Source organism: Rhodococcus sp. IEGM 1305, assembly GCF_030058635.1.
GTDB lineage: Bacteria > Actinomycetota > Actinomycetes > Mycobacteriales > Mycobacteriaceae > Rhodococcus_F > Rhodococcus_F opacus_D.
This window is the reverse complement of the sequence record NZ_JASHKX010000009.1, coordinates 27,331-53,550: the sequence shown is the minus strand read 5'-3', so window position 1 is coordinate 53,550 and position 26,220 is coordinate 27,331. Positions and strand designations below refer to the sequence as shown.

Sequence of the window (26,220 nt, the reverse complement as noted above, 5' to 3'; positions counted from 1 at the left end):
ACGACGCTCCGCGGCGCCTTCCTAGCGGGGGATCATCGCCAACTGCCGGCTCTGCACGACGATCGCCCCGGTCGAGTCGAGCACGGTGTGATCCTCCTCGAACCACGCACCGCCGAGCACCGTGCTGCTGGCCATCACGCGCAGCCACCCCGGCGCCGGCTGCCTGCGCAGGTACGTGGTCAGCTGCACCGTGGGCGCCCAGCCGAACATGCCGCGGTTCATCGTCACGGGGGCGCTGATGTCTCCGGTCATGATCGCGAACAGGGCAGCCGTGTCGGGATCGTCCTCGTCGCCCGCGCGCGGTCGCACCCACATGCGCACCTCGGGTTCGCCCTGGTTGCCGGTGAGGAAGTGCGCCGACGTCCCGTCCACCCGCATGTCGCAGCCCTGCGACACGTGGACGATCTTTCCCATCGGATGGTCGGCCGTGAGCACGACGGCGTCGGTGGGCGGTTCCACCGGGAGCTGGGACAGGGCGTGGACTCCGCTGTACTGCGGCTCCCCCGCGTCGGGGACACCGAGCGTGACCGACGCGTGCACGGCCACTCGGTCGCCCTGCTTCAGCTCCACGTCGACGAACGACACCTGCTTGCCCTGCTTGCGGACCGTCGTCGACAGCGTCACCTCGCCGGGGTCGGGGGCGGACAGGTAGTTGGCACCGACCGCGAGGGGCTGCACCCGGGACAGCTCGGCGTCGCCGCTCTCGTCGAGCAGTCGCCTGCGGGCGGCGGCCGCGCAGAGCGACATCATCGAACCGCCGTGCACCTTGGGGCCGATCGTCCAGATCGGGTCGATCGACGCCCGATAGGTCCCGTCACCGGCAGCGGTGAGGACGTTGAGGTCGCGGAAGGGAGTTGAGCTCACTGCTGATCCTGTTCTTCGGGGTTCCGGAGGCGCTTCTGCGCGAGGTCCTGGTGTGCGAGGCGGCGCATCGCGGCGATCACCGGCTCGTAGATGGCGGTGCCGAGCACCGCGTAGCGGATCGCGTCCTCGGTCGATTCGGTGGGCATGAGTCCGATGTCGATCTCGGCGATCCCGCGCACGTGCCGCCCGTAGGCGTCGAGTCGCTCGTCGGTCATCGGGATGCCGGCCTCTTCGAGCCCCTCGAGCGCACGTTCGAGCTGTCCGACCGCGACGTACCGCGGGTCGTACACCTGCCCGAGCCTGTCGAGGACGGCGCGTGCCCGCGGGAACTCGTCCCCGTCGTCGACGGCGGCGTCGAGGTAGGGCGGGAGTTGCGCGATGGCCTCGCCGAGCACCTCGAACAGCGAGCCGCCGGGATGGTCGACGAGCCGGAGGATCTCCCGGATGCGCGGAATCGGGAGTCCGGCCCCGGCGAGCGCCTTGACGAGGCCGAGTCGCTCGACGTGCTTCTCGCCGTACCGGGCCTGGGTGGCGCTCGTCGCCTCGCCGGGCATCAGCAGACCTTCGCGCAGGTAGTACTTCACCGTCGCGAGCGGAATGCCGGTACGGGCGACCAACTCGGAAACGCGCACGGCCCTCCTCCGGCTCATCGACTGTCGACTTCAGATACCCAGCACTAGATACTGAGACTATCCAATATGGCGACGAGCTTACCGCAGCAGGAAGGCGGCAGATAGGTCAGGTGTCGTCGTGATCGCCACCGGAGTGGCTGCGGGGCGACCCCGAGGCGGCGCGGCCCGGCTCGAGGTGCTCACGGGCGAAGGCCAGCGCCTGCGCGAGCATCGACGACCGTTCCCGCTGCGTCCGGGCGTTCTGCGTGTTGATCTCGATCACCGCCTGCCCGTCGAATCCGGTGTCGACGAGATGCCGGCACAATTGCGCGCAGGGCTGGGCTCCGTGGCCGGGGATGAGGTGCTCGTCCATCGACGCGCCGCGGCCGTCGGCGAGGTGGAGATGAGCGAGGCCCTCCCCCATACGCTCCGCCAGCTTCATCGCATCCATGCCTGCCGTCGCCGTGTGCGACAGGTCGAGGGTGTAGTGGGCGTGTCCCGAATCGGTGGGGTCGTAGGACGGGCTGAACGCCGACAGCGCCGCCCCCGGTCCGCCCCGCCTCCGGAGCCGCTGCGCGGATCGCTCCTTGCTGCCGAAGAAGCCGTCCGCCCGCATGGGGAACATGTTCTCCACCGCAACGATCACGTCGCTGCGCTGTTCCAGGTCGGCCACCTGATCGGCGAAACCCTCGGCGTACCGGCGCTGCCAGCGGAACGGGGGGTGCACCACGACACTCGTCGCCCCGAGCGACTCGGCGGTGCGCACGGAACGCTCCAGCTTCGCGACCGGGTCGGCGCCCCACACCCGCTGCGAGATGAGCAGGCACGGCGCGTGGATCGCCTGAACCGGAATCGCGTACCTGCGCACCAGCCCGGCCACGGCCCCGACGTCCTGGCTGACCGATTCGGCCCACACCATCAGTTCGACGCCGTCGTACCCCAGATCGGCTGCGTACCGGAACGCCGCCTCCGTGTTCTCCGGGTACACCGAGGCCGTCGACAGGCCCACCAGTACCTTCCGCCCGCGCGATGACCGTCGAACCTGCCCGTGCCCACTGTCCCCGACCATGAGCAACTCAGCCCGACGCAAGCATGAAGGCCAACGGCCCCAGAGTGACGATCATCCCGACCACGACGGCGATCACGAAGCTGGTGATGTCGTCGGTGCGACGCAGGATGCGGACCATCGCGACCAGGCCCACGATGACGAGCAGCGCCAGGATCAGCGCGACCCACGGAAAGACGTCCCACAGCTTCTCGAAGCCCTTGAAGAGCAGGGCGCCGGCGATCACGGCTACGACACCCTGACCGATGAGGACGGCCCACTCACGAGTGGAGTTCTCGCCTGCCTCGTCCTTCTTGCCTGCCTTCTCCGCTTTCGCGGCCTCGGCCTTCTCGGCCTTCGCCTCCTTGCGGGAACGGCGAGGGCTCTCGGGCTTCTGAGTGTCGCCCTCGTGCTTCTCCGTGTCCGCGTCGTCGGTGGCGGCCTCGATGAGTTCCGTCTCCTCGCCCGCGTTCGCCGCCTCCGAGTCCCGGGACTGCCGCATCAGGTCGCCGGCCAGCGTCGAGCCGGACAGCAGTGCGGGTTCCGGCTTCGCCTTGGCGGAAGCCTCGGGCTTCGGCGTCTTCACGAACTTCGACGCGCCGTTCGACGGTGCCGCGGCACCCGCCGTCGCGGGGGTTCCGGGCTTCGCCGGCGCCTCGGGCTTCGCCGGGACCGCGGGCTTCGCGGGCGCTTCGGACTTCGCCGCCGGTGCGGTCTCGGCCGCCGGGGTGTCGGTCTTCGGCGCCGGCTTCACGCGGGGAGCGGCGACGGCCGGGGCGGGCTCCGCCTTCTTCACGGCCGGGGCGGCCACGGTGGGCGCCGGTGCGGGCGCGGCGGCCTCGGGCGCCGGCCGTTCCTTCTGGACGGATCGGCTGACCCAGGTTCCCTGGTGATCACGCGACGTCCCACCCGCCACCACTCCGCGGCCGCGGCCGGCGGGGCGACTGGCGATGGGCTCGTCGTCATCGTCGTCGTCGACGGGAGCCTTGAACGCTGCGGTGCGCTCGTCGGCGCGCGCGGACGGTGCCGACGGTGCGGACGCGCGGGGCGGCTCGGGCGCGGCAGGTTCCGGTTCGGGTTCGGGTTCGGGGTCGAGCGCCCGCGAATCGGACGGATCCCGGACCACCGGAATTTCACCGGTCAGCTCGGCGACGGAGATTCCCCCCTTGACGCCGCGACGACGCCGCCCGCCCCGGGACTCCACCTGCTGCCCGTTGCGTTTGAGCAGCTCTGACACAGAGATCTGCTGACTGTCCTCGGTCATCGAGCACCCACCATCAATTCACCGCCCATTTCCGTATCGAGCTTGCGGAGGATCAAACCCTCACGCAGAGCCCAGGGGCAGATTTCCAGTTCCTCCACGCCCAGTGCTCTCATGCTGGCCTCCGCAACGAGTGCTCCGGCCACGATCTGCTGCGACCTGTCGGAGCTCACCCCTTCCAATTCTGCACGGTCCGAGGCCGTCATCCGCGAAATGAAAGCTATGAGTTGCCTGAGACCGCTGGCGGTGAGGGTGCGCTTGACCCGCGGGCCGGCGCCGGACGGCGCTGCGCCCGTCAGCCGGGCCAGCGAGCGGAACGTCTTGGACGTGCCGACCGCCCGATCCCACTGCCCCGCCGCGCGCAGTTCCTTCGACGGGACGGTCAGTTCGGCGTCCAGCCAATCCCTCAGCACCGCCACGCGACGCTTGCCCGGCGGGTCGGCCTCGAGCCAGTCCCGGGTGAGCCGTCCCGCGCCGAGTTGCAGCGACAGCGCGACGTCCGGGTCCTCGTCGCCGCCCGCCGTCAGCTCGAGGGACCCGCCGCCGATGTCGAGATTCAGGATGCGGCCCGCGCTCCACCCGAACCAGCGGCGCACGGCGAGGAACGTCAGCCGAGCCTCGTCGACACCCGACAGAACCTCGAGCGTCACTCCGGTCTCGGCGTGTACCCGCTCGAGCACGGCGTCCGAGTTGTTGGCGTCGCGCACGGCGGACGTGGCGAACGCCATCAGCTCACCGCACCCCGACGTCTTCGCGATGCTGGCGAAGTCTGCCACCGTCGAGACCAGGCGATCTGCACCCTGGGAGGTGATGTCACCCCGGTCGTCGGTGTTCTCCGCCAACCGCAGAGTCGACTTGGTCGAACTCATCGGTGTGGGGTGGCCGCCCCTGTGGGCGTCCACTACGAGAAGATGGACGGTGTTGCTTCCGACGTCGAGTACCCCTAGTCGCACATTGACACGGTACTGGGTCTACCGTCGGGCTTTGTGACAGCACGTAAAGCAGGGCGTTCACACAAGATGACACCCAGCCCGGAAGTACCCCTCGACTTCGCTCGCGAATGGGTCGAATTTCCCGATCCCGACAACAGCGAGCACATCATCGCCGCGGACATGACGTGGCTGCTCTCCCACTGGACCTGCGTGTTCGGCACCCCCGCCTGCCAGGGCATCATCGGCGACCGGCCGGACGACGGCTGCTGCTCCCACGGCGCGTTCCTCTCCGACGAGGAGGACCTGGAGAAGCTGAACAAGTCAGTGAAGATGCTCACACCCGAGGACTGGCAGTTCATGGAGAAGGGTCTCGGCAAGAAGGGTTACGTCGAGGAGGACGACCTCGAGGACGAGCCCGCGCTGCGCACCCGCCGCTACCACGGCGCCTGCATCTTCCTGAACCGTCCCGGCTTCGAGGGCGGCGTCGGTTGCGCGCTCCACTCGATGGCCCTCAAGCGCGGGATCGAGCCTCTCGAGGTCAAGCCCGACGTGTGCTGGCAGCTCCCGATCCGCCGCACCCAGGAGTGGGTGGAACGCCCGGACGGCGAGCAGATCCTCAAGACCACCATCAGCGAGTACGACCGACGCGGCTGGGGCGAGGGCGGCTCGGACCTGGACTGGTACTGCTCCGGCTCCCCCGACGCCCACGTCGGAGTCAAGGCCGTCTGGCAGTCGTACGCACCCGAGTTGACGGAACTGCTCGGCAAGGCGGCGTACTCGGAGTTGGCGAAGATGTGCAAGCGCAGGGCAGGCCTCGGCCTCGTCGCCGTGCACCCCGCCACCGCCGCCGCCCAGCGGAAGGCCGCCGAGTAACGCATCAGACCCATCGGTCGATTTACCCGTCACGGCCCCATTCCGGGCACAGCCATGACGGGAGAGATCATGTTCGCTCGAATTCTGACAGGTGCCCTGTTGACCGCCGCCGCGACGCTTGCCCTCGCGCCGACCGCGTCCGCCCAGCCGACCCCGGACTGGAACACCTTCTACGACAAGACGGCGAACTTCGTCGCACCGTTCGATCCGGGTGCGTTCGGCGACAAGGGTGACCGGGCGCTCGTGCTGAGCCCGTACGGAACCGGCCGGGTCATCGAGTGCAAGGGCGACGGGCACTACGTCGCGGTCTACTGCAGGCAGTTCGACGACCAGGGAGGCGAACACGCCCTCACGCAGGTCATCTCGGCGCCGTTCCGCGGTGTCTACGTGTACAACCCGTTCTGACGCACGCCCACGAATTCGTCAGCCGCACACGCAATTGCGTGTGCGGCTGACGAATTCTTCTGTAACCGTGGCGGATCGGCGTCCGCTCACGCCTCCAGTTTGTAGCCCAGGCCTCGGACGGTGACGAGATGCTCCGGCCTGGCCGGGTCGGTCTCGATCTTCGAACGCAGACGCTTGACGTGCACGTCGAGGGTCTTGGTGTCGCCGACGTAGTCCGCGCCCCACACCCGGTCGATCAGCTGCCCGCGGGTGAGCACCCGGCCCGAGTTCCGCAGCAGGTACTCGAGGAGGTCGAACTCCTTGAGCGGCAGCGTGACAGCCTCGCCGTTCACCTGGACCACGTGACGTTCGACGTCCATCCGGACCGGCCCCGCCTCGAGGACGGCCGAGTCCTGCGCGACGTCGAGTTCGCTGTCGACGCCGCGGCGCAGCACCGCGCGGATGCGGGCGATCAGTTCCCGCGCCGAGTACGGCTTGGTCACGTAGTCGTCGGCGCCGAGTTCGAGGCCCACCACCTTGTCGATCTCACTGTCCCGTGCCGTCACCATGATGACGGGGACACCGGACCGGCTGCGGAGTTGCTTGCAGACGTCCGTGCCGCTCATGCCGGGCAGCATGAGGTCGAGGAGGACGATGTCGGCACCGGCCCGGTCGAACTCGGCGAGCGCGGACGGTCCGTCGCCGACGATCGTCGTCTCGAACCCTTCCTTGCGTAACAGGAATGCCAATGGGTCGGCCAGTGACTCCTCGTCTTCCACGATCAGCACACTTGTCATCGCTTGGCCTCCATACCGGTTTCTCTCTTCCCGACGTTTCCGCTCTCGGCGTCCACTGTCTCGATGTGTGCAGGAATCTGCAGGGTAAACGTCGAACCTGTTCCGGGCTTGCTCCACAGGTCGATGGATCCGTTGTGGTTGGCGGCCACGTGTTTGACGATCGCAAGACCGAGTCCCGTTCCGCCGGTCGCGCGGGCGCGCGCCTTGTCGACGCGGAAGAAGCGTTCGAACACGCGCTCCTGGTCGGCCTTGGCGATGCCTTCGCCGCGGTCGGTCACCGAGATCGCCACGTTGTCGCCGCGGATCGACCGGCTCACCGACACCGGGGCGCCCTTCGGCGAATAGGCGATCGCGTTCTGGACCAGATTGGACAGGGCGGTGACGAGCAGGGCGCGGTCGCCGAGCACCTCGTAGCCGCTGTTGTGGTCCGTGGTGACGGCGATCCCGGCGGCTTCCGCGGAGATCTTGCAACGCTGCAGCGCCTCGTCCACCACCTCGTCGACGGAGACGGCTTCGAGGTCGGGCAGTTTCTCGGCGCCCTGCAGCCGCGACAGCGCGATCAGTTCGGTGACCATCTTGCCGAGCCGGACGGATTCACTGAGCACGCGTTCGCCGAAGTGCCGGACCGACTCGGGGTCGTCCGCCGATTCGAGGAGTGCCTCCGCCAGCAGACCCATCGCGCCGACCGGGGTCTTGAGTTCGTGGCTGACGTTGGCGACGAAGTCGCGGCGGGTCGCTTCCATCCGGACTTGCTCGGAGTCGTCGTCGGCGAACAGGACCACGAAGTTGTGGTCTTCCTTGCTGAGCAGACGTGCGGTGCCGCGCACCGCGATCCGATCCCGTCCCCGCTGCGGGTTCTTGGTACTCAGGTCGACCTCGACGGGTTCGCCGGTTTCGAGGACCCGGAGCGCCGCCACCCACGCACGGTCGTCGACGAGCCGGTTCCGCACCAGGCCCAGCTCCTCCGCCCGGGGGTTGAACAGGACGACGTCGTGGAACTGGTCGACCACGGCGATGCCGCTCTCGGATGCCAGCACGATCAGGTCGAGGACCTGCGACATCGTGAGCCCGGACTTCTCTTCCATCCGCTGCGCCTGCCGGGTGGACAGCATGGGGATCAGCACGCCACCGACGAGGTAACCGACGAAGCCGCCCACGATGGCAAGCAAGACGGCTTGAACAACACTCACGCCTGAATCGTACGTTCGCGCGGCGGGCCGGTTACGCAGGGTCCAGGCATTTCCGCGCACGTCACACGCGGGAACCGGAGTCTTCGTCCGTAGTTAACCTGCCGTTGGCCGGACGTCCCGCGAACGGGACGTCCGGCCGGACGCACGGGTTACTTCCCGCCCTGGTTCGCGACCGCGGCGGCGCCCGCGGCGGCGGCTTCGGGGTCGAGGTACGTGCCGCCGGGGTTGAGCGGCTTCAGGTTCTCGTCCAGGTCGTAGCGCAGCGGGATGCCCGTCGGGATGTTCAGGCCCGCGATGTCCTCGTCGGAGATTCCGTCGAGGTGCTTGACGAGGGCGCGCAGCGAGTTGCCGTGCGCGGTGATCAGCACGGTCTTGCCGGCCTTCAGGTCGGCGGAGATGGTGTCTTCCCAGTACGGGATCAGGCGGACGACGACGTCCTTCAGGCACTCCGTCAGCGGGACCTCATCGAGGTTCGCGTAGCGGGGATCGGTGTCCTGGCTGTATTCGCTGCCTGCCTCGATCGGCGGCGGCGGGGTGTCGTAGCTGCGGCGCCACAGCATGAACTGCTCGTCGCCGTACTTCTCCTTGACCTGCGCCTTGTTGCGTCCCTGCAGGGCACCGTAGTGGCGCTCGTTGAGACGCCAGTCGCGGGTGACGGGAATCCAGTGCCGGTCGGCGGTGTCGAGCGCGATGTTGGCGGTGCTGATCGCGCGGCGCAGCAGCGACGTGTACAGCACGTCGGGGAGCAGGTTGTGCTCGAGCAGCAATTCGCCGGCGCGCTTGCCCTCGGCGATGCCCTTATCGGTCAGGTGGACGTCCACCCAGCCGGTGAACAAGTTGAGCGCATTCCATTCGCTCTCGCCGTGGCGGAGCAGCACAAGGGTTCCGGTACTCATGCCGTTCATCCTGGCATGCCTCCCGGAACCCTCGCGCCGTGAACCCCTGCCGTCAGCTCCGGCCGGCCTCGCTGGCCCGCAGATCCTTGCGGAGGATCTTGCCCGCGGCGGACTTCGGCACCAGGTCGATGAACTCGACCTTGCGGACCTTCTTGTGCGGCGACACCCGCTCGGCGACGAACGCGATGACCGCAGCCTCGTCCAATTCGGCACCGGGCTGGCGGACGACGAACGCCTTCGGCACCTCCTCACCCTCGTCGTCGAGAACCCCGATGACGGCGGCGTCGGCGATCTGCGGGTGCGTCAACAGCAACGCCTCCAGCTCGGCGGGCGGCACCTGGTAGCCCTTGTACTTGATCAGCTCCTTCATCCGGTCCACGATCGTCACGACGCCCTCGGAGTCGACGGTCGCGATGTCGCCGGTGTGCAGGTACCCGTCCCCGTCCAGGGTCTCCGCGGTGGCCTCGTCGTTGCCGAGGTACCCGGCCATGATGTTCGGGCCCTTGCACCACAACTCACCCGGTGCGCTGACACCCTCGGCCGGGTAGGCGACCTCCTCGCCGGTGGCCGGGTCGACCAGCTTGCATTCCATGTTCGCGATCGACGGACCCACCGAATCCAGGGCGATGTCGTCACGGTCGAACGGAATCGCATGCGAGACCGGGCTCATCTCCGACATCCCGTAGCCCTGCCGCACCCGGCAACCCAGCCGGTTCGCGACGGCCTTGCCCAGCTCCTGATCCAGCGGGGCGGCGCCGGAGAAGATCGAATGCACACTCGACAGGTCGTAATCGTCGACCAGCGGATGCTTGGCCAACGCCACCGCGACCGGCGGGGCGATGAACACATACGTGCACCTCTGGCCGGACACGATCGACAGGAATTCGACCAGGTCGAACTTCGGCATCGTCACCAAGCTCGCCCGGTTGTACAGGGCCGCGTTCAGCAGCACCGTCATCCCGTAGATGTGGAAGAACGGCAGCACCGCCAGGAGCTTGTCGTCGGCGCCGATGCCCATCCGCGGGTTGATCTGACACACATTCGCCACCAGGTTGCGATGCGTGAGCATCACCCCCTTCGGCCGGCCGGTGGTCCCGGACGAATACGGCAGCACCGCCAGCTGGGTCGCCGGATCGAACGACACCTCCGGGGCGGAGGCGCGCTCGGCCAGCAGATCTTTCAGCGACGGGTGCCCGTCGGCGCCGTCGAGGACGATCACGTTCGCTACCGGAATCCCGACCTTTGCGGCCGCGGCCTTGGCCTGCGGCAGCAGCGGGGAGACGGTGAACAGGAACTTCGCCTTCGAGTCGGTGAGCTGCTTGGCGATGTCCTCGGCGGTGTAGAGGGCGTTGATGGTGGTCGCGACGCCACCGGCCCGCAGGATCCCGTGGAACACCGACGCGAACGCGGGAACGTTCGGCGAATGCAGACCCACCACCTCGCCGACGGCGAGACCGCGCGCGGCCAGCGCCCCTGCCACCCCGTTGATCTGGGCGACCAGCGACTGGTACGTGGTGACCGCGCCGGAGGCACCGTCGATCAGCGCGGGCCGGTCCCCATCGGCCGTGTCGACCTGGCCGAAAAGGAAATCGTAGACACTGAGGTTCGGAATCTCGACGTCCGGAAACGGGCTCTTGAAGCTCACTGGGGCCTCTCCCTCGAAGTGTTGCAGCAGCAGTTGTCGGTACAAGTTTCTGTGAACATCAGGCACATGTACCTAACCTGTGACAACAGTCACAAGCTCGCCGCAACTCTACCCGCGCGTATTTCCCGTCCGCGGGCGGTCGACCAGCACTCAGGCCTGCGAGTCCTCGATGAGATGCTCGAACGGTTTCAGGTTCGCCAGCGACTCCCCGCGTGAGACGCGCCACTCCCATTCGCGCTTGATGGACTCGGCGAATCCGAGCTCGAGGAGAGTGTTGAAGTCGCCGTCGGCCGCCTCGAGCACCTGCCCGAGAATCCGGTCCAGTTCGTCCGCGGTCACCGCGTGCTCGGCGATCTGACCGACCAGGTAGATGTCGCCGATCTTGTCGATCGTGTACGCCACCGAGTACAACCGGCGATTGCGCCGCAGCAGGTACTTGTAGACGCCTTCGAAGTTCTCGTCGGGTTTGCGGCAGACGAACGCCTCGACGCGCAGACCGTGCTTGCCGACGGTCAGGAGCGTGGTGGTCTTGAGCTTGCGCTCGCCGGGCAACTCGACGATGAAGTGCGTCGAGTCCTTCCTGGTGAAGTCCATCTCACGTTCGGTCAGGGCGGACTCGATCACGTCGGCCAGCTCGCTCATGCGCGCACCCCTCCGGCCCTGCGCAGCTTCCACAATCCGCGTCCGCGACGCGGGGAGAATTCGCTGGGGCCGTGTCCGTAGTTGTAGTTGACGGTCGCCATCCGATAGCTCTCGAGGAGGCCGTCGGCGGTGTGTTCCCAGGAGAAATTCTCCGCGTGACGCGGAGCCTCGGCGGCCAGCGCGGCGAGCCTGCCCGGCTCGGAGACCAGCGACTGCAACGCCGTCGCCCAGTCCTCGGTGCGGTGCCCGTCCACGAGAAGCCCGGTTTCGCCGTTCCGGACGGCGACGCCGAGACCGCCCACGTTCGCGGCGATCACCGGAGTGCCGCAGGCTTGCGCCTCGATGGCCACCAGCCCGAACGACTCCGAATAGCTCGGCACCGCAACGAGATCCGAAGCCCGGTACACGTCGACGAGCCGGTCGGGCGCCTGCGGCGGCAGGAACGTCACCCGGGCGGCGATGCCGAGCGAAGACGCGAGTTCGATCAACGCATCCGGCCGGGCCAGCCCGGACCCGGACGGGCCGCCGACCACGAGCACCCGCAGTGTCGATTCGGGATCTCGGGCGATCAGCTCGGCGGCGGCGCGGAGCAGGACGTCGGGCGCCTTGAGCGGCTGGATGCGTCCGACGAACGTCACGACGGTCTCACGCGGGTCGAGCCCCAGCTTCGCCCGGGCGGCGGCCCGGTCGCCCGGCCGGTACCGCGTCAGATCGGCGCCCGGCGCCACCACGTCGATCCGGTTCGGGTCGGCGCCGTAGTGGCGGACCAGCTGATCGGATTCCTCGGTGGTGTTGGCCACGAGCCGGTCGGACTCGGCGACCACCTGCTGCTCGCCGATCTGGCGGGCGGCCGGTTCGGGAGTGTCACCATCGGCGAGCGACAGATTCTTGACCGCCGCGAGCGTGTGCGCCGTGTGCACGAGCGGCACACCCCAGCGGTCGCGGGCGAGCCAGCCGACCTGCCCCGACAACCAGTAGTGCGAGTGCACCAGGTTGTAGTAGCCCGGTTCGTGGCGGGCCTCCTCGCGGAGCACCCCGGCGACGAACGCGCAGAGCTGCGTGGGCAGATCCTGCTTGTCCAGCCCCTCGAACGGGCCGGCCACCACGTTGCGGACGAGGACCCCCGGGGCCGCTTCTTGGACCGGTGCGTCGGCGGACGACGTGGCCCGGGTGAAGATTTCCACCTCGACGCCGCGACGCGCCATTTGGATGGCGGACTGCAGCACGTAGACGTTCATGCCGCCCGCATCGCCGGTACCGGGCTGCGCCAGTGGTGAGGTGTGGACCGAGAGGACGGCCACCCTGCGGGGGCGCGAATTGTGCATGGGCGTCACCACTCCATAGTGCTCCCTCACCGATCGGCCCCTTTAACCGAGGTTGTCGACGAACTCGCCGACCTCTTTCACGAACCTGTCGGGATCCTCCACGAACGGTCCGTGATCGCAGCCTTCCCAGAACGACGCCCGCGCCTGCGGGATCAGCTCTGCAGCGTGCCTACCAGCTGAGACGTCGACGACGGAGTCCTCGGTGCCGTGCAGGACGAGCACCGGCACGTCGAGCGAGCGGAGCAGCTCGTCGTGACTCGCGGACCGGTTGAAGAGGGCGGCCCGCACCCGGGGCGGGGTGGCGAGGCTGGCCCCGAACAGCGCCTGCGACTGTGCGCCCTTGCCTTCCGGCGGTCCGGTGAGCGCGTTGCCGAACGCGCCCAGCGCGCGGATCGCGTCGCGCGGCTCCTCGGACATCGCGCCGGGGATCGCCGCGCGCATCGCCGCGCCGACCTTGCCGCCTGCCTCCCTGCGACCGATGCTGGTGATGGCTCCGACGAGGACCACGCCGTCGACGGCGGACGTGCCGTGCGACGCCAGGTAGTCGCAGATCACGAGGCCGCCGTAGGACCAGCCGAGGAGCACGGCGCCGGACGTGACGCCTTCGGCCGTGAGTACCGCGTCGACGTCCCCGGCCCAGATCGCGGAGTCGTCGTAGCCCGCGTCGGGTGCACCTGAGTAGCCGTGTCCGCGCAGGTCGACGGCGATGACGCGGTAGCGGGCCGCGAGTTCGTCGAGCACCCCGGGGCCCCAGCACTTCGAGGACTGCGCCCAACCGTGCAGGAGGACCAGGGTCCGCGCGTCGGGGGCACCGGTCACCGAGTAGACGAGGGGCGTTCCGTCGACGCCGACTGTTTCACGAATAGCCATGGGGTCACCATAGAGGCCAGCAGCGCGGCGACCGCCGCCACCGCGTAACCCGCGGTCGTGCCGAATTCGTCGATCATCCGGCCCGCGAGTGCCGACCCCATCGCGACGCCGACACCCAGTCCGGTGACGATCCAGGTGATGCCCTCGGTCAGCGCGGCCGCGGGCACGATCTGCTCGACGAGACCGGTCGTGACGATCATGATCGGCGCCACCGTCATCCCCGCCACCGCGTAGGCGACGGCGAGCGCCGGGATGCTGTCAGCCAGAAGCAGCGGAACCGTCAGGACCGCCACCGCGAGGACCGCCACCATCAGCTGTTTCCGGAGCGACGCCGACACCCGGATCGCGCCGAACACGATGCCCGCCACCGCGGAACCGGCCGCGAACAGGGCCAGCACCACGGTGGCGGAGGCGGGTGCGTCGTGGCTTCGGGTGAAGGCGATGGCACCGACGTCGATGACGCCGAAGATCGTGCCCATCGACACCATGACCGCCACGAGGATCCACACGGCGGGCGTCCGGACGACGGACGGGCGGCCGTCGTGCGTTGCGGCATGCACGGGCGGTTCGGTGCCGCGCTGCGCGACGAGCGCGAGGGTGCCGACCACCAGCAGGACGAGGCCCGCGAGCGGCCCCGCCTCGGGGAACACCGTGACGGACAATCCGACGGAGACCACCGGCCCCGCGATGAAGCACAGTTCGTCCACCACCGCCTCGAACGCGAACGCCGTCCGCAGCAGTGGCGTGCCGCGGTACAGCTCAGTCCAGCGGGCGCGCACCATCGCACCGATCGTGGGCATGCAGCCGGCGGGGACGGCCCACACGAACAGCACCCAGTCGGGCGTCCCGAACCGGACACACAGCAGCATCGCAGCGATGGACGTCGCGCTGATCCCCGACGCGACGGGAAGGACACGGGACTGCCCGTACCGGTCCACCGCCCGCGACACGACGGGGGTGATGAACGCGTACGTCAGTGCGAACACCGCGGCGAGGGCTCCGGCCAGTGCGTAGTCGCCGCGCAATTCGGACAGCATCGTGACGATGCCGATGCCGACCATGGCGATCGGTACGCGCGCAACGAATCCTGCGGCGGAGAACGCTGCGGAGCCGGGGGCGGCGAAGATCTGACGATAGGTACCGAGCACGCGTCGAGCCTCACAGATCGTGGCCGCGACTTCCAGCACGTGCAAGTATTGCGCTCATGAGTGTCCTGGTGTGTTTCCACGCCCATCCCGACGACGAAGTGTTCACGACGGGCGGCGTGATGCGTCAGGCCGCCGACGCCGGTCATCGCGTCGTCGTGGTCACCGCGACGGACGGGGCGCTCGGCGAGGCCCCCGACGGGATCCTGACCGACGGCGAATCACTCGCCGAGCGTCGGCGCCGCGAGCTGGAGGAGTCGACGTCGCTGCTCGGCGCCCAGCGCGTGGTGCTGCTGCACTACGCGGATTCCGGGATGGCGGGAACGCCGGAGAACGACAACCCCGCCGCGTTCTGCAACGTCGACGTCGAGGATGCCGCTGCCCGGCTGGCCGCGATCCTCGTCGAGGAATCCGCCGACGTGATCACCATCTACGACCCCAACGGTGGCTACGGCCATCCCGATCATGTCCAGGTCCATCACGTGGGCATCCGGGCCGCCGAACTGGCCGGTGTGCCGCACGTCTACGAGGCCGCCGTGAGCCGCGACCACATCCGGCGACTCATGGCCGCGAATCCCGAGTGGTCCGAGAACGCCCAGCCACCGGACCTCGACACGTTCGGTCTGCCGGACTCCGAGATCACCACGGTCGTGGACGTCACCTCGGCCATGGACGCCAAGCGCGCCGCGATGCACGCGCACGCCACCCAGATCGGGGACTTCGGCCCGTTCCTGCAGATGCCCGAGGAGCAGTTGCGCGCGGCGTTCGGTCAGGAATGGTTCCGCCGTCGCGGGGCGCCCGCCGGGCTCGCGGAGTCTTCGCTGCCCCTCTGATCGACCGGCCCGGGTGTCCTCCTGCCGGAGAACCGCTTCCCCGCCAGGGTGAGGACGGCTGCGGCGAGGAGGCATCCGCCCGCCCCGATCCCGGTCACCGTGCCGGGTGCCACGGTGGTCGTCAGACCCACGACGAGCCCGGCAGCGGCGACCACGACGAGCAGCGCACCGAGGACGGTCAACGACGACTCGCCGAGTACGCCGGCCAACGGCACGAAGTGGACGCCGACGGCGAAGCACACCCAGACCGGTATCCACGCCGACAGACCCGTGTTTCCGAGAACGGCGGCGCCCGCCCAGATCACCGCGAACTCGACCACCACCACGAGGGTGTACCGCCGCCGGACCGCCCGGTCCGCCAACGCGGAACTCTCGGCGGGACTACGCACGGCGAGTACCGCTCCCAGCACGGCGACGACGAGCGCCACCACGATGGCGGCGTCGAGGAGCACGGTGAGGGGGCGGCGAAGGTCGACGGCCATGGCCCAGCCGAACCAGCCTGCGGCGAAGAATCCGACCACCGCGGCGGCGCTCCCCCGCGCCCGGCCCGACCGGCGGGCGGCTTCCGACAGACTGGACATCCCGCCAATCTAGCCCCGCGAACCGCCTGCGCGGGTGTGGTTCCGCGCCTAGCATCCACGGGTATGGATCCCGCTGATCTCGTCGCGACCATGCCGTTCGCCGTGCACACCGGGGTTCGTCTCACCAAGGCCGCACCCGAGGAGGTTGTCGGGCACCTCGAGTGGGAACAGCACCGCACGACCGCGGGAAACGGCATGCACGGCGGGGCGCTGATGACGCTCGCCGACAGCGTCGGAGCCGTCTGCGCGTTTCTCAACCTTCCGGCGGGAGCGTCGACGTCGACCACGAGTTCGAGCACGGTGTTCACCCGCGGCGTCCGCAAGGGCACCGTCACCGCGACCGCGCGTCCGCTGCACGCCGGACGAACCACGGTCGCCGTCGTCACCGAACTGCGGGACGACGAGGACCGTCTCGTGGCGCAGGTGACGCAGTCGCAGGCGGTGCTTCACCCCCAGCCGGGAAGCTGACCGATGTCACGACTGCTGCGGGCATACCGCGCCACGGGAGCGGATCTGCCGTTCGGCAACCTCCTCGCCGCGCACGACGTCGCGATGGAAGGCTATTTCTGGCGGTTCACCCAGCCCGCGACGGGACAGGTCGTCATCGCGCTGGCGGGGATCAACCGGGCCGCGGACGGGCACTGGGCGACGCTCGGTCTCGCCGGTCATCCCACCCGGTTCCTGCGGACCGCCGCGCATCCGGAGGGCTACGCCAACCCTGCCGGACTCGGCGCGTTCGCCGGCGACGCGTTCCGCGGGTCCGTCGACCGCGTGCGGGTGGATCTCGGGCCGGACGCCCGCCTCGACGTCCGGGTCGGCGCCCAGGTTCCGTGGCCGCGGCGCAGGCTCGGCGGGTCGAGTGTGTTCCAGACCGTGCCCGCACTGAACCAGTACTGGCACCCGTGGCTGCTCGGCGGCCGGGCCGAGGGCACGGCCGTGCTGGGCGGCACCGAGATCGACCTCGACGGCGCCCAGGTCTACGGCGAAAAGAATTGGGGCAAGGGCGGTTTCCCCGACTCCTGGTGGTGGGGCCAGGCTCAGGGTTTCGCCGACCGGCAGGCATGTGTCGCGTTCGCGGGCGGCGAGATCACCGCGGGTGGGCTGCGCACCGAGGTCACGGCCGTCGTCGTCGCGCTGCCCGACGGCACGGTGTTCCGCCTCGGCAACCCGGTCACCTCCCCCGTCCGGGCGCACGTCACGGACGATCGGTGGTCGCTGCGGGGCCGCAATCGCACGTGGAGCGTCGAAATCGAGGGCGGTTCCCCGCTGGGCTCGGCGCACGTGCTGCCGGTTCCGCTTCCTGCCGAGCGTCGCAACATTCCCGGCGCCCTCGAGCACCTCGCCGGCTCGATGAGTGTGACGGTCCGCCGTCGCGGTGAGCTCGTCTGGGCCGACGAATCACCACTCGCCGCGTTGGAACACGGCGGTATCGGGCGGGCGCGGGCGGAGCTGCGCAGGCGGGGCGCGCCACCGGACGCGACATCCGCGCCGCCGCTCAGCTGATCACCTCGAGCTCGGGTGGCTGCAATGCCTCGACGATCTCGTCGGTCTCCGCGTGGAGAACCCCTATTCGCCCGGCCTCCTCCAGGTGACGCGCGTCGACGCCCGAGATCGCGTCGGCTGCGACGAGCACCTTGTAGTCGCGTTCGCTGGCGTCGACGATCGTGGCGCGCGGGCAGTTGGGGTAGTTGCATCCCGCGATCACCACGGTGTCGACCCGCCACTGGCGCAGGCGGTCGTCGAGTTCGGTGCGGTAGAACGAACTCCACCGGGGTTTGAACAGGATGTGCTCGGTGGGCGAGACAGTCTGGAGACCGCCGCCGAGGAGCGACTCGGGGTCGAGCGGCGGCACCCCCAGCTCCGGCGCCACCTGGGAGCCGGCGGTGCCCGGTCTGGCGATGTCGAGTCCGGCCGCGATCACGCGGCGCCGGCACAGGTCCACGTCGTCGCCCTCGTACAACCGGACGACGTGCACGATCGGGGCCGAGGCCTCCCGGTAGGCGTCCACGAGACGCGCGATCGCGGGCAGCACCGCCGAGGTGCCGGGAATCGGGGCGGTCCCGCCGTCCACGAAGTCCACCTGCGTGTCGACGACGAGCAGCGCGGACCGGCCGAGATCGGGAGCGAGGAACGGATCCGAGTTCTGCCGCCAGTGGGTCACGCAGCAAATCTAACGCTCACGCACACCCTGTAGCGGGAATCACAGGGACCGGTTCGTTCGCACGCAACGCGGGTTTGGGACCATGGAGCGGGTGGGGTAGTGCGAGAAGGGTCCCAACCGATGACTGTGAGCGATGAGAACTGGCCGTTGATCGGCGCGACAGGGGCGCGCTTCGGATCAGCCGGCCGGCGCCGCAGCGCCAGGAAAGAGCAGGACCCGAGCCCGACGCAGTCGGCCGAATGGGTGGAGCCCGTCCCGGCCGAGGCCGCTCCCGAGCAGGTCGAACCCGTGCCCGAACCTGCCGATCGGACTCCCGAGGCGGCCGACAGTGCTGCTGTCGAGTCCACCGAGTGGGTGGCGCCCGAGGACACCGTCTCCATCGTCCGGCCGTTCATCCTCACGGGCGGGCGGACCGAGTCCGGGGTCGATCTGCCACTCGAGGCGGTCATCGTCGCCCGCGCGGACGGCGACACCGTGGTGGACGGGATGCTTGCGCCGGACGAACTGCGCCGCGTCTTCGCGCTGTGCGCCGAACCGCGGTCGGTGGCCGAGATCGCGTCGCTCGCGTCGATCCCACTCGGGGTCGCGCGCGTACTCGTCGGCGACCTCGCGGCGGCCGGGGCGGTCACCGTGAACGAGACCGCCGGGTCCACCGGCCCGGACCGGAATCTGATGGAACGCGTCCTCGACGGGCTGCGCAAACTCTGAGCCTGCCGGGGAAGTCGGCGCCCGGAGCGATGCACACGAATTCGTCAGCCGCACAGCCTATTGACTGCGCGGCTGACGAAGTGCTGTGACGCTAGATCGACGTCCGGCGCATCGCTCCGACCGGATCGGAGTAGATGGTGCTCAGCGACACCACCGTCGAGGCGTACTCCTGCACCCGGTTGCCGAATCCGGAGATGCGAATGTCCCTGCGCTCCAGCGACGATGCCTGCGCGAAGGCCTCGGCGACGTGCGGGATACCGGCCGGGTACTCGGTGAACGCCTGGCCCCCGAGGATCACCCGGTCCGGGTTGAACAGGTCCCGCAGCATGGCGACCGTCTTCCCGAGCACCTGAGCACGTTCCACCAGAAGTTCATGCGCGGGAACGGAACCCGACGACGCCGCCTTGTAGAGGGCACTCATCGTCGGCCGCTGGTTCGACTCCGCGAGGATGCCCGCGTCGAGGGCTGCGGAGATGACCGCGCGATCGCTGATCGTCGCCTCGAGGCACCCGCGTGAACCGCACGAGCACCGCGCCGACGAGCCCGTCGGCAAGTGCGCGATCGATCCGGGACCGCTCGACGGAGTGTGAACACGGCCGTCGATGGTGATCGCGATGCCCGCCGTCTCACGGGCGTAGAAGTACAGGCCCGTTTCGCCTTGCGCGACACCGTCTTCGCTGTCCGGGCTCAGCAGCAGTTCGGATGCGGCCATCGCCTCGACGTGCGCCGCGACGGAGACGGGCAACCCGAGTCCGGTCGCGATGATGGCGCCGACCTGGGCGGACTTCCATCCCAGCCGGGGATGGTCGACGACACCGGTCTGCGGATCGACCCGACCGCCGAGTGCGACACCCGCCCACAGCGGGCGACGCCGGTGCCAGCGGGAGGCGAAGACCCGCGCGCTGCGTGCGATGCCGGCGAGTGCGTCGGCGGACGCTCCCTGCGGGGTGGGTACCTCGACCGCGCCGAGGACCTTCCCTCGCAGGTCACTGGCGATGATGCTGGTCACGACCGCGCCGATGTGGATGCCCACCGTCAGGTAGGGCTCGTGGTTGACCTCGAACGGAACCCGCGGACGACCGATGGCGCCGGACGGCGTGAGGTCGCCGCGTTCGCGCAGCAGCCCGAGGTCGAGGAGCGCCGACACCTGACGGTTGACGGTGGCGATGCTCAGGCCGGTCGCTTTCGCGGCGACGTCCCTGGACAGCGGCCCGCGAGACCGGGCCACCCGCAGTACACCGGCGGCCGGGCCGTCGCTGATCCGCAGCTCAGGGGGAACGATGTGGAGACGGGGACGGGACACGGGCCGCTGGAATCGAGATGCGGAGCCGGTCCGGGTGGGGCTGGAAAGAGTGGGGGTAGACACGTGGCAGTCCTTGCAAGCGGAGGCGGTGCGCACCTTCGTCCGAACGCTGCATCCGTCCCGGGTCGAGAGTGGGACGACCGAGGACGATCGATCAGGAGAAGACTGCGCGAATTAGCTGCAGATGCTGAGACAGCGACAACACAGTTCCCGCGCCAAGGGCAGCCGCGAGCCCAGCGCGGAAGTCACATAGGTGACCCGCGGAGCGGTCGACTGGCCTGAAGACATGACACGAAACTAGCAGCTTCGGTCGGTTTCACCAATCGGAGGGCGCGTCGGCGTGTGGATCCGCGCCGCGCCACTTCCGCAGTTCCCGCCGTTGCGAGGCGCCGCCTGCGGCGCACATCGGAGAGCATCGCCACTCTTGACTACAAGAGTGTTTCACCACACGATACGCCGAGATACCAACCGAACGTACGGTTACAGGGGTGAGATGTACCGACGTGATCGCCTCCGCGACGACGCGGATCAGACGGCAGAGATCGCCATCCTGACCGAACAGTCGTTCGTGCCCTCGAAGGAAATCGACATGACCTCCACCCAGATCTCCGTGACACCCCGGGCGACCGTCCGGCCGCCGAAGGTGGCCGGCGCCAGTCTCATCGGGACCGCCATCGAGTTGGACGACTACTTCATCTACGGCATGGCCGCGGCAATCGTGTTCGGCCCGTTGTTCTTCCCGTCCTTCTCCTCCATCGCGGGCACGCTGGCCACGTTCGCGACGTTCTCCGTCGGCTTCATCGCACGGCCGATCGGCGGCGCGGTAATGGTGCTGATGGGGCTCGTCATCAGGTTCACCATCACCGAGAGCCCCGACTTCGAGAAGGTCAAGAGCACCCACCGCGATCAACGACTGCCGATCGTCACCGTACTGCGGGAGAACCTGCGCGAAGTGCTGCTGGCGGCGGGCGCGTTCATCGGCATCAACACGGTCGGATACATCTTCATGGCGTACCTGCTGTCCTATTCGACGAAGGTCCTGGGCATGAGCAAGACACTGGTGCTCGTCTTCACGCTTATCGCCTCGTTCGTGTGGCTGATCGTCATCCCCGTCGCGTCGATGCTGTCGGACCGGTCTACCTCACCGCGGTCACACTGCTCAGCCTGCTCTGCGTCGTCGCGATCACACGGAAGGTCCGCGGCCCGTTGCGATCAGGGTGACGCAAATCCTTCCGGCGACACACCGCCCGATGGTTCGGTTACGGGACTCCACACCGTCTCCGGTATCCGAAAGGCTCACCATGTCCATCGATTTCGCGCCCGAGCACGTGACAGACGCCGAGGGTTCCCCGAACGCGGCGAGCGTCGTCAAGCTCGGTGCACACATCGGCGCCCGGATCGACGGCGTCCGGCTCGGCGGCAACCTCGACCCCGCCACCGTGTCGCTCATCCGTCAGGCCCTGCTCGAGCACAAGGTGATCTTCTTCCGTGGCCAGGAACATCTGACCGACGACTCGCAGTACGAGTTCGCGGAGCTTCTCGGCTCCCCCACCACCGCGCATCCGACCGTCACGTCGCGTGGCACCAAGGTGCTGCCCATCGACTCCGACTACGGCAAGGCCAACAGCTGGCACACCGACGTCACGTTCGTCGATCGCATCCCGAAGGCGTCGATCCTGCGCGCCGTGCAACTCCCCACGTACGGCGGATCCACCACCTGGGCGTCGGGTGTCGCCGCATACAACGCGCTGCCCGAGCCGCTGAAGGTCCTCGCCGACAACCTGTGGGCGACGCACACCAACGTCTACGACTACGCGGCGACCAGCGCGGAACGCGCGCAGGACGACAAGGCGAAGGAGTACCGCGCCGAGTTCCAGTCCACCTACTTCGAGACGGAGCACCCGGTGGTGCGGGTGCACCCCGAGACCGGCGAGCGCACACTGCTGCTCGGTCACTTCGTCAAGAGCCTGGTCGGCCTGAGCAGCACCCAGTCGCAGGCACTCTTTCGGGTTCTGCAGGATCACGCGATCTCGCTCGAGTTCACGGCCCGGTGGAACTGGCAGTCGGGCGACGTGGCGATCTGGGACAACCGTGCCACTCAGCACTACGCCGTCGCCGACTACGACGATCAGTACCGGCGACTCAACCGCATCACCCTGGCCGGCGACGTCCCCGTCGACATCCGGGGCGAGCGCAGCCGCAGCGTCGCCGGCGACGCGAGTGGCTACTCCGTCATCGACGAGCCCTAACATGTCGGCATGACCTTTTCACCTGACACCCGCATCGCCGTCGTCACCGGGGCGAGCTCCGGAATCGGAGAAGCCACCGCCCGCACCCTGGCCGCGCAGGGATTTCATGTGGTCATCGGGGCCCGGCGACTGGATCGTCTGGAGAAGATCGCCGAAGACATCGGCGGTACCGCGCTCGAACTCGACGTCACGGACCAGGATTCCGTGGACGCGTTCAGCGCGGTACTGCCGAGGGTCGACGTGCTCGTGAACAATGCGGGCGGCGCCAAGGGACTGGCCACCGTCGCCGAGGCCGATCTCGACGACTGGCGGTGGATGTGGGAGACCAATGTCCTGGGCACCCTTCGGATCACCAAGGCACTGCTGCCGAAGTTGATCGAGTCGGGTGACGGTCTGGTCGTCACCATCACGTCGCTGGCCGCGCTCGAGGCGTACGACAACGGTTCCGGATACACGACCGCCAAGCACGCGGAGGGCGTCCTGCACCGCACGCTGCGCGGAGAACTGCTCGGCAAGCCGGTCCGTCTCACCGAAATCGCGCCGGGCGCAGTAGAAACCGAGTTCTCGCTGGTGCGTTTCGAAGGCGACCAGGAGCGTGCCGACAAGGTCTACGAGGGCATCACCCCGCTCGTCGCCGCGGATGTCGCGGACGTCGTCGGGTTCGTCGCCTCGAGGCCCTCCCACGTGAACATCGACCAGATCGTCGTCAAGCCACGAGATCAGGCTTCGTCCGGGCGTTTTCACCGCACGACGTAGACGCGTTCGCGGCTGACCGCCGGTCCTGGTGCTCGAGCACCAGGACCACGGTCCACAGTCCCGCCACGATCGTCACGACCCCCAGCAACATCCATCCCATCCCACAGCCCCCTGCCGATCAACGACTTTCGACCGAATCGGACTGTCGGGGTCGTCCGTCGACCCCTCGACAGCGGACGACTCCCCACAGTTGTGTGAACCGAGAACACGGCGCCGTCGACGCGTCCTCATTCAGGTAGACGCAGCGGCCCCGGTTTCGGTTCCACCGGGTGTGAAGAAAGTTCGCTCGCCTATGCGAGGGCCGACATGGACTGCCATTCGGACCAGCTGAGGGCCCAGTCGTAGATGTCGCCGTCAGCGGCCGACAGGTCGATGGACGTTCCGGTCACCTCGACGGGATCGCCGTACATCGCGGTGCCGAAGTACTGCTGGGCGTCCGCGAGGGACAGGTTGATGCAGCCGTTGGTGACGTTCGACGAACCCTGGACGCCGGTGGTCTCGGGGTTCGCGTGGATGAACTCGCCGTTGTTGGAGATGCGGACCGCCCAGCGCTCGCGCACGTTCTCGTAGAACGGCGGGTTGGACATGAGGAAGTCCTCGTGCTTCTCGGTCACCATGTGGATGCCACTGCGGGTGACGTTGCGGGCCTCGTTGCCTTCGCCGTAGCTGACGGGGATGTCCATGATGGTCTCGCCGCCGCGCACCACCTGCATGCGGTGGCTGGGCGCGTTCGCGATCACGATCTGGCTGCGCCCGACGGTGAAGTTCAGCGACAGATCCTCCGCGCCGTACGCGCCGCCGCCGAAGTCCAGTCCGTACAGCCGGGCGTCGAGGCTCACGGTGGTGCCGGGCGCCCAGTAGTTCTGCGGACGCCAGTGCGCGCGCGACCCGTTGTCGTCGGGCAGCCACGCCCAAGAGCCCGGTGTCGGCGGGTTGGTCGTGACGGTCATCGCCTTCTCGACCGCCGCCTTGTCCTCGACGGACTCGTGGAACTGGACGATGATCGGGGCGGCGATCCCGACTTCCTGACCGTCGCCGATGTTGAGTGTGGCGCCGATGGTCTCGTCGGGGTCGACCGTGGTGAAGCTGCCGTCGACGGCAACGGACTTGCCGTCCGTGCCGAGCGCCGTGCCCTTCCACGTGTACGTGGCGCCGTAACCCAGTGCCTCCCCGACGGTGAACGTGGTCCGGTCGGGTGACAGCACACCCTGCACGGCACGCCCCTCGGCGTTGACGAGGGAGATGTCGGTGAACGTGCCCTGCGACGCGGTCGCGGAGATCGGCGCCACCGGATTGACGTCCTCGGTGCCCGACGCCGGATTCTGGGTGACCTCGACCGCCGGTTCGGGCGGCGCGGTGGCGGTTCCCGACTCGGAGCCGACCGTGCATCCGGTCAGCACAACGAGAAACGCGATCAGCGCCGCCGCGATCAACGCGACGCGCGACCGACTTGTCCGAGAACCCAGTTCATGCACAGCTAACAGGTTACCTGCGCTACGGACCTGTCTCAGATCGCGCAGCCCACCGTCACGGGTTCGGGTTCGAGCCGGACACCGAACGCCGCCTGGACGCCGTCCCGGACGTCGCGAGCCAATGCCAGCAGGTCCTCGCTCTTCGCGGCACCTCGATTGGTCAACGCGAGAGTGTGCTTGGTCGACAGCCGCGCGACGGCGTTCTCGCCGGGATACCCCTTCGAGAAGCCGGCCCGCTCGATCAGCCACCCCGCAGACAACTTGGTTCCGCCGTCGGCCGGGTATTGAGGAACAAGCACGTCGCCGAGGCGGGTCTCGATCGCGGCGAGGACACCCGCCAACTCGCCGTCCGCAACGACGGGGTTGGTGAAGAAGGAGCCCGCGCTCCAGGTGTCGTAATCCTCGGGATCGAGCACCATGCCCTTGCCCCGCCGCAGGTCCAGCACGGCGTCGCGGACCTGCGCCGACGGCAACCGGTCGCCCTCGGCACTGTTCAGCGCCGACACCAGTTCGCGGTAGCGCAGCGGCTCGCCGAGCCCGTCGGGATGCACGGTCAGTTCCACGGCCAGCACCAGGGCGGCATCGGAGTGCTTGAGGACGCTCGTGCGGTAACCGAGACCGAGGGCCTCGGGTTCGACCCAGCGCGCCTCACCGGTGCGTCGATCGAGGAGGTGGACCCGCCGCAGCATCGACCCCACCTCGACGCCGTACGCGCCCACGTTCTGCACCGGGGTGGCCCCGGTCGACCCGGGAATCCCCGACAGGCATTCCAGCCCGCCCAGCTCGGCGGCGACGGTCTGCGCGACCACCTGATCCCACTCGGCGCCCGCCTCGGCAGTGACGAATCCCTCCTCCAGACCGACGGTGGTGTTGCACACACGCACCACCACACCGTCGAATCCGCCGTCCCCGACCACCAGATTGGAACCGCCGGCAAGGATCAGCGTCGGGATGTGCGCGGCGTCGAGAAGGCGCACCACGTCGACGAGGACCTGCGTGGTCGGGCACTCCGCCACGATCCGCGCCGGCCCGCCCACGCGCAGCGTGGTCATCCCCGACAGTTCGAGGTTCTCGGACACGAATGCGCCCGAATCGACGAGTTGACTGACAATGCTCACGTCCCACACAACCGCAAACGGTAGCCTGCGGATCGTGAGTCGCCGCATCGAGCATTCGTCGTCCTATGCGTTTCCCGTCGCCCAGGTCCATGCGGGCCTGATCACCGAGCAGTACTGGCGCGACCGTCTCGACCGGGTCGGAGGACCGGGGGCAACCCTGGACGAGGTCACGACCGGCCCGGGCACCATCTCGGTGGCCATGTCGCAGTCGATCCCCGCCGAGCACCTGCCCAGCATCGTCTCGAAGGTCCGGTCGGGCGATCTCGTGATCAAGCGCACGGAGACATGGGGCACGCTCGACGGTGATCACGCCGAGGGCACGTTCACGGCCGAGGTCCAGGGTGCGCCCGCGACGATCTCGGGGACCCAGACCCTGACGGCTTCCGGTTCCGGGTCGAACGTGCAGGTCGAAGGCAAGGCCGACGTGAGGATCCCGCTGATCGGCGGCAAGATCGAGAGCGCGATCGCGGACGAGGTCCTGCGCCTGATCGAGAAGGAGCAGGGCTTCACGCAGCAGTGGCTCGGGGCCTGACCTGGGGCGGGTGTCCCTTGTGTTCCG

General features: G+C 68.6%; 29 protein-coding genes. 10 read left to right on the top strand and 19 right to left on the bottom strand.

What is annotated here, in order from left to right; all coding sequences use genetic code 11:
* Positions 1-21: 21 nt before the first annotated feature.
* The 5 genes from QM693_RS16145 to QM693_RS16125 form a co-directional block, all read right to left on the bottom strand.
* Complete coding sequence (locus QM693_RS16145; RefSeq protein ID WP_283352851.1) at positions 22-864, bottom strand: thioesterase family protein; 843 nt, start codon at positions 862-864, stop codon at positions 22-24.
* A complete protein-coding gene (locus QM693_RS16140; protein WP_283352850.1) occupies positions 861-1,496 on the bottom strand; it encodes a MerR family transcriptional regulator in 636 nt (211 codons plus the stop codon). The genes QM693_RS16145 and QM693_RS16140 overlap by 4 nt, the downstream gene beginning before the upstream one ends.
* A gap of 106 nt (positions 1,497-1,602) precedes the next feature.
* Positions 1,603-2,544, bottom strand: a complete 942-nt coding sequence (locus QM693_RS16135) for a sugar phosphate isomerase/epimerase family protein (RefSeq protein WP_280780020.1) — start codon at positions 2,542-2,544, stop codon at positions 1,603-1,605.
* Between the two features lie 7 nt (positions 2,545-2,551).
* Positions 2,552-3,784 carry an Rv0497 family membrane protein gene (locus QM693_RS16130; RefSeq protein WP_283352849.1) on the bottom strand — a complete coding sequence of 411 codons (1,233 nt, stop codon included), beginning with the start codon at positions 3,782-3,784 and terminating at the stop codon, positions 2,552-2,554.
* Entirely contained in the window at positions 3,781-4,734 is a 954-nt protein-coding gene (locus tag QM693_RS16125) for a Ppx/GppA family phosphatase (RefSeq protein ID WP_105415996.1), read from the bottom strand. Before QM693_RS16125 ends, QM693_RS16130 begins: the two co-directional genes overlap by 4 nt.
* Before the next feature lie 66 nt (positions 4,735-4,800).
* Between QM693_RS16125 and QM693_RS16120 the strand changes: the two genes are divergently transcribed.
* Both QM693_RS16120 and QM693_RS16115 read left to right on the top strand, forming a co-directional pair.
* Positions 4,801-5,586, top strand: coding sequence for a DUF3109 family protein (locus tag QM693_RS16120; RefSeq protein ID WP_280779880.1), 786 nt, complete (start codon positions 4,801-4,803; stop codon positions 5,584-5,586).
* A gap of 69 nt (positions 5,587-5,655) precedes the next feature.
* Positions 5,656-5,991 carry a hypothetical protein gene (locus QM693_RS16115; RefSeq protein ID WP_280779879.1) on the top strand — a complete coding sequence of 112 codons (336 nt, stop codon included), beginning with the start codon at positions 5,656-5,658 and terminating at the stop codon, positions 5,989-5,991.
* An 86-nt stretch (positions 5,992-6,077) separates the two neighbouring features.
* On the opposite strand, the gene QM693_RS16110 is transcribed toward QM693_RS16115, so the two are convergent.
* The 8 genes from QM693_RS16110 to QM693_RS16075 all read right to left on the bottom strand — a co-directional run bounded on the left by QM693_RS16110 (position 6,078) and on the right by QM693_RS16075 (position 14,483).
* Complete coding sequence (locus QM693_RS16110; protein WP_283352848.1) at positions 6,078-6,767, bottom strand: winged helix-turn-helix domain-containing protein; 690 nt, start codon at positions 6,765-6,767, stop codon at positions 6,078-6,080.
* Complete coding sequence (locus QM693_RS16105) at positions 6,764-7,957, bottom strand: sensor histidine kinase (protein ID WP_280779878.1); 1,194 nt, start codon at positions 7,955-7,957, stop codon at positions 6,764-6,766. Before QM693_RS16105 ends, QM693_RS16110 begins: the two co-directional genes overlap by 4 nt.
* A gap of 149 nt (positions 7,958-8,106) precedes the next feature.
* Complete coding sequence (locus QM693_RS16100; protein WP_206031898.1) at positions 8,107-8,862, bottom strand: phosphoglyceromutase; 756 nt, start codon at positions 8,860-8,862, stop codon at positions 8,107-8,109.
* 43 nt (positions 8,863-8,905) lie between these two features.
* On the bottom strand, positions 8,906-10,498 hold the full coding sequence (locus QM693_RS16095) for an AMP-binding protein (protein ID WP_283352847.1): 1,593 nt from the start codon (positions 10,496-10,498) through the stop codon (positions 8,906-8,908).
* A gap of 150 nt (positions 10,499-10,648) precedes the next feature.
* Positions 10,649-11,140 carry a type III secretion system chaperone family protein gene (locus QM693_RS16090; protein ID WP_105416006.1) on the bottom strand — a complete coding sequence of 164 codons (492 nt, stop codon included), beginning with the start codon at positions 11,138-11,140 and terminating at the stop codon, positions 10,649-10,651.
* Positions 11,137-12,495: a D-inositol-3-phosphate glycosyltransferase gene (gene mshA / locus QM693_RS16085; RefSeq protein ID WP_179443231.1), complete on the bottom strand. Its 1,359-nt coding sequence runs from the start codon at positions 12,493-12,495 to the stop codon at positions 11,137-11,139. Before mshA ends, QM693_RS16090 begins: the two co-directional genes overlap by 4 nt.
* 12 nt (positions 12,496-12,507) lie before the next feature.
* Complete coding sequence (locus QM693_RS16080) at positions 12,508-13,335, bottom strand: alpha/beta fold hydrolase (protein WP_283352846.1); 828 nt, start codon at positions 13,333-13,335, stop codon at positions 12,508-12,510.
* Entirely contained in the window at positions 13,281-14,483 is a 1,203-nt protein-coding gene (locus tag QM693_RS16075; protein WP_280779873.1) for an MFS transporter, read from the bottom strand. Before QM693_RS16075 ends, QM693_RS16080 begins: the two co-directional genes overlap by 55 nt.
* Before the next feature lie 56 nt (positions 14,484-14,539).
* Here QM693_RS16075 and QM693_RS16070 point away from each other — a divergent pair, with 56 nt between their 5' ends.
* Complete coding sequence (locus QM693_RS16070) at positions 14,540-15,313, top strand: PIG-L family deacetylase (protein WP_283352845.1); 774 nt, start codon at positions 14,540-14,542, stop codon at positions 15,311-15,313.
* On the opposite strand, the gene QM693_RS16065 is transcribed toward QM693_RS16070, so the two are convergent.
* Positions 15,250-15,894: a hypothetical protein gene (locus QM693_RS16065; RefSeq protein ID WP_283331004.1), complete on the bottom strand. Its 645-nt coding sequence runs from the start codon at positions 15,892-15,894 to the stop codon at positions 15,250-15,252. The two genes, QM693_RS16070 and QM693_RS16065, sit on opposite strands and share 64 nt — an antisense overlap.
* 63 nt (positions 15,895-15,957) lie before the next feature.
* On the opposite strand from QM693_RS16065, the gene QM693_RS16060 reads away from it, so the two are divergent.
* Both QM693_RS16060 and QM693_RS16055 read left to right on the top strand, forming a co-directional pair.
* Positions 15,958-16,362 carry a PaaI family thioesterase gene (locus tag QM693_RS16060; protein ID WP_005251933.1) on the top strand — a complete coding sequence of 135 codons (405 nt, stop codon included), beginning with the start codon at positions 15,958-15,960 and terminating at the stop codon, positions 16,360-16,362.
* Positions 16,363-16,365: 3 nt separating this feature from the next.
* Positions 16,366-17,397, top strand: a complete 1,032-nt coding sequence (locus tag QM693_RS16055) for a tocopherol cyclase family protein (protein WP_280779870.1) — start codon at positions 16,366-16,368, stop codon at positions 17,395-17,397.
* Here QM693_RS16055 and QM693_RS16050 read toward each other — a convergent pair.
* Positions 17,390-18,055 carry a cysteine hydrolase family protein gene (locus QM693_RS16050; RefSeq protein ID WP_280779869.1) on the bottom strand — a complete coding sequence of 222 codons (666 nt, stop codon included), beginning with the start codon at positions 18,053-18,055 and terminating at the stop codon, positions 17,390-17,392. The two genes, QM693_RS16055 and QM693_RS16050, sit on opposite strands and share 8 nt — an antisense overlap.
* 120 nt (positions 18,056-18,175) lie before the next feature.
* On the opposite strand from QM693_RS16050, the gene QM693_RS16045 reads away from it, so the two are divergent.
* On the top strand, positions 18,176-18,763 hold the full coding sequence (locus QM693_RS16045; protein WP_283352844.1) for a DUF742 domain-containing protein: 588 nt from the start codon (positions 18,176-18,178) through the stop codon (positions 18,761-18,763).
* Between the two features lie 91 nt (positions 18,764-18,854).
* Here QM693_RS16045 and QM693_RS16040 read toward each other — a convergent pair whose 3' ends face one another.
* A complete protein-coding gene (locus QM693_RS16040) occupies positions 18,855-20,129 on the bottom strand; it encodes an ROK family protein (RefSeq protein WP_502942645.1) in 1,275 nt (424 codons plus the stop codon).
* 633 nt (positions 20,130-20,762) lie between these two features.
* Positions 20,763-20,915 carry a hypothetical protein gene (locus QM693_RS16035; RefSeq protein ID WP_283352843.1) on the bottom strand — a complete coding sequence of 51 codons (153 nt, stop codon included), beginning with the start codon at positions 20,913-20,915 and terminating at the stop codon, positions 20,763-20,765.
* A 243-nt stretch (positions 20,916-21,158) separates the two neighbouring features.
* Between QM693_RS16035 and QM693_RS16030 the strand changes: the two genes are divergently transcribed.
* The 3 genes from QM693_RS16030 to QM693_RS16020 all read left to right on the top strand — a co-directional run bounded on the left by QM693_RS16030 (position 21,159) and on the right by QM693_RS16020 (position 23,071).
* Positions 21,159-21,287 (top strand): hypothetical protein, encoded by a 129-nt coding sequence (locus QM693_RS16030; protein ID WP_272942754.1) that lies wholly within the window; start codon positions 21,159-21,161, stop codon positions 21,285-21,287.
* Between the two features lie 80 nt (positions 21,288-21,367).
* Positions 21,368-22,315 (top strand): TauD/TfdA dioxygenase family protein, encoded by a 948-nt coding sequence (locus tag QM693_RS16025; RefSeq protein ID WP_283352842.1) that lies wholly within the window; start codon positions 21,368-21,370, stop codon positions 22,313-22,315.
* A gap of 9 nt (positions 22,316-22,324) precedes the next feature.
* On the top strand, positions 22,325-23,071 hold the full coding sequence (locus tag QM693_RS16020; protein ID WP_037237881.1) for an SDR family NAD(P)-dependent oxidoreductase: 747 nt from the start codon (positions 22,325-22,327) through the stop codon (positions 23,069-23,071).
* A gap of 290 nt (positions 23,072-23,361) precedes the next feature.
* Here the strand turns inward: QM693_RS16020 and QM693_RS16015 are convergent, their stop codons facing one another.
* Both QM693_RS16015 and QM693_RS16010 read right to left on the bottom strand, forming a co-directional pair.
* Positions 23,362-24,546 (bottom strand): L,D-transpeptidase, encoded by a 1,185-nt coding sequence (locus QM693_RS16015; protein WP_283352841.1) that lies wholly within the window; start codon positions 24,544-24,546, stop codon positions 23,362-23,364.
* 32 nt (positions 24,547-24,578) lie between these two features.
* On the bottom strand, positions 24,579-25,670 hold the full coding sequence (locus tag QM693_RS16010) for a UDP-N-acetylmuramate dehydrogenase (RefSeq protein ID WP_280779863.1): 1,092 nt from the start codon (positions 25,668-25,670) through the stop codon (positions 24,579-24,581).
* Positions 25,671-25,695: 25 nt separating this feature from the next.
* Here QM693_RS16010 and QM693_RS16005 point away from each other — a divergent pair, with 25 nt between their 5' ends.
* A complete protein-coding gene (locus QM693_RS16005; RefSeq protein WP_283352840.1) occupies positions 25,696-26,193 on the top strand; it encodes a DUF2505 domain-containing protein in 498 nt (165 codons plus the stop codon).
* Positions 26,194-26,220 lie beyond the last annotated feature (27 nt).

Coding starts and splice junctions, on each gene's coding strand:
- QM693_RS16115 (WP_280779879.1), top strand. CDS start 5,656: ATGTTCGCTCGAATTCTGACAGGTGCCCTGTTGACCGCCGCCGCGACG.
- QM693_RS16120 (WP_280779880.1), top strand. CDS start 4,801: ATGACACCCAGCCCGGAAGTACCCCTCGACTTCGCTCGCGAATGGGTC.
- QM693_RS16100 (WP_206031898.1), bottom strand. CDS start 8,862: ATGAACGGCATGAGTACCGGAACCCTTGTGCTGCTCCGCCACGGCGAG.
- QM693_RS16080 (WP_283352846.1), bottom strand. CDS start 13,335: ATGGCTATTCGTGAAACAGTCGGCGTCGACGGAACGCCCCTCGTCTAC.
- QM693_RS16070 (WP_283352845.1), top strand. CDS start 14,540: ATGAGTGTCCTGGTGTGTTTCCACGCCCATCCCGACGACGAAGTGTTC.
- QM693_RS16090 (WP_105416006.1), bottom strand. CDS start 11,140: ATGAGCGAGCTGGCCGACGTGATCGAGTCCGCCCTGACCGAACGTGAG.
- QM693_RS16035 (WP_283352843.1), bottom strand. CDS start 20,915: ATGACGAGCCCCATCAGCACCATTACCGCGCCGCCGATCGGCCGTGCG.
- QM693_RS16135 (WP_280780020.1), bottom strand. CDS start 2,544: ATGGTCGGGGACAGTGGGCACGGGCAGGTTCGACGGTCATCGCGCGGG.
- QM693_RS16055 (WP_280779870.1), top strand. CDS start 16,366: ATGTCACGACTGCTGCGGGCATACCGCGCCACGGGAGCGGATCTGCCG.
- QM693_RS16020 (WP_037237881.1), top strand. CDS start 22,325: ATGACCTTTTCACCTGACACCCGCATCGCCGTCGTCACCGGGGCGAGC.
- QM693_RS16110 (WP_283352848.1), bottom strand. CDS start 6,767: ATGACAAGTGTGCTGATCGTGGAAGACGAGGAGTCACTGGCCGACCCA.
- QM693_RS16060 (WP_005251933.1), top strand. CDS start 15,958: ATGGATCCCGCTGATCTCGTCGCGACCATGCCGTTCGCCGTGCACACC.
- QM693_RS16130 (WP_283352849.1), bottom strand. CDS start 3,784: ATGACCGAGGACAGTCAGCAGATCTCTGTGTCAGAGCTGCTCAAACGC.
- QM693_RS16065 (WP_283331004.1), bottom strand. CDS start 15,894: ATGTCCAGTCTGTCGGAAGCCGCCCGCCGGTCGGGCCGGGCGCGGGGG.
- QM693_RS16025 (WP_283352842.1), top strand. CDS start 21,368: ATGTCCATCGATTTCGCGCCCGAGCACGTGACAGACGCCGAGGGTTCC.
- QM693_RS16045 (WP_283352844.1), top strand. CDS start 18,176: ATGACTGTGAGCGATGAGAACTGGCCGTTGATCGGCGCGACAGGGGCG.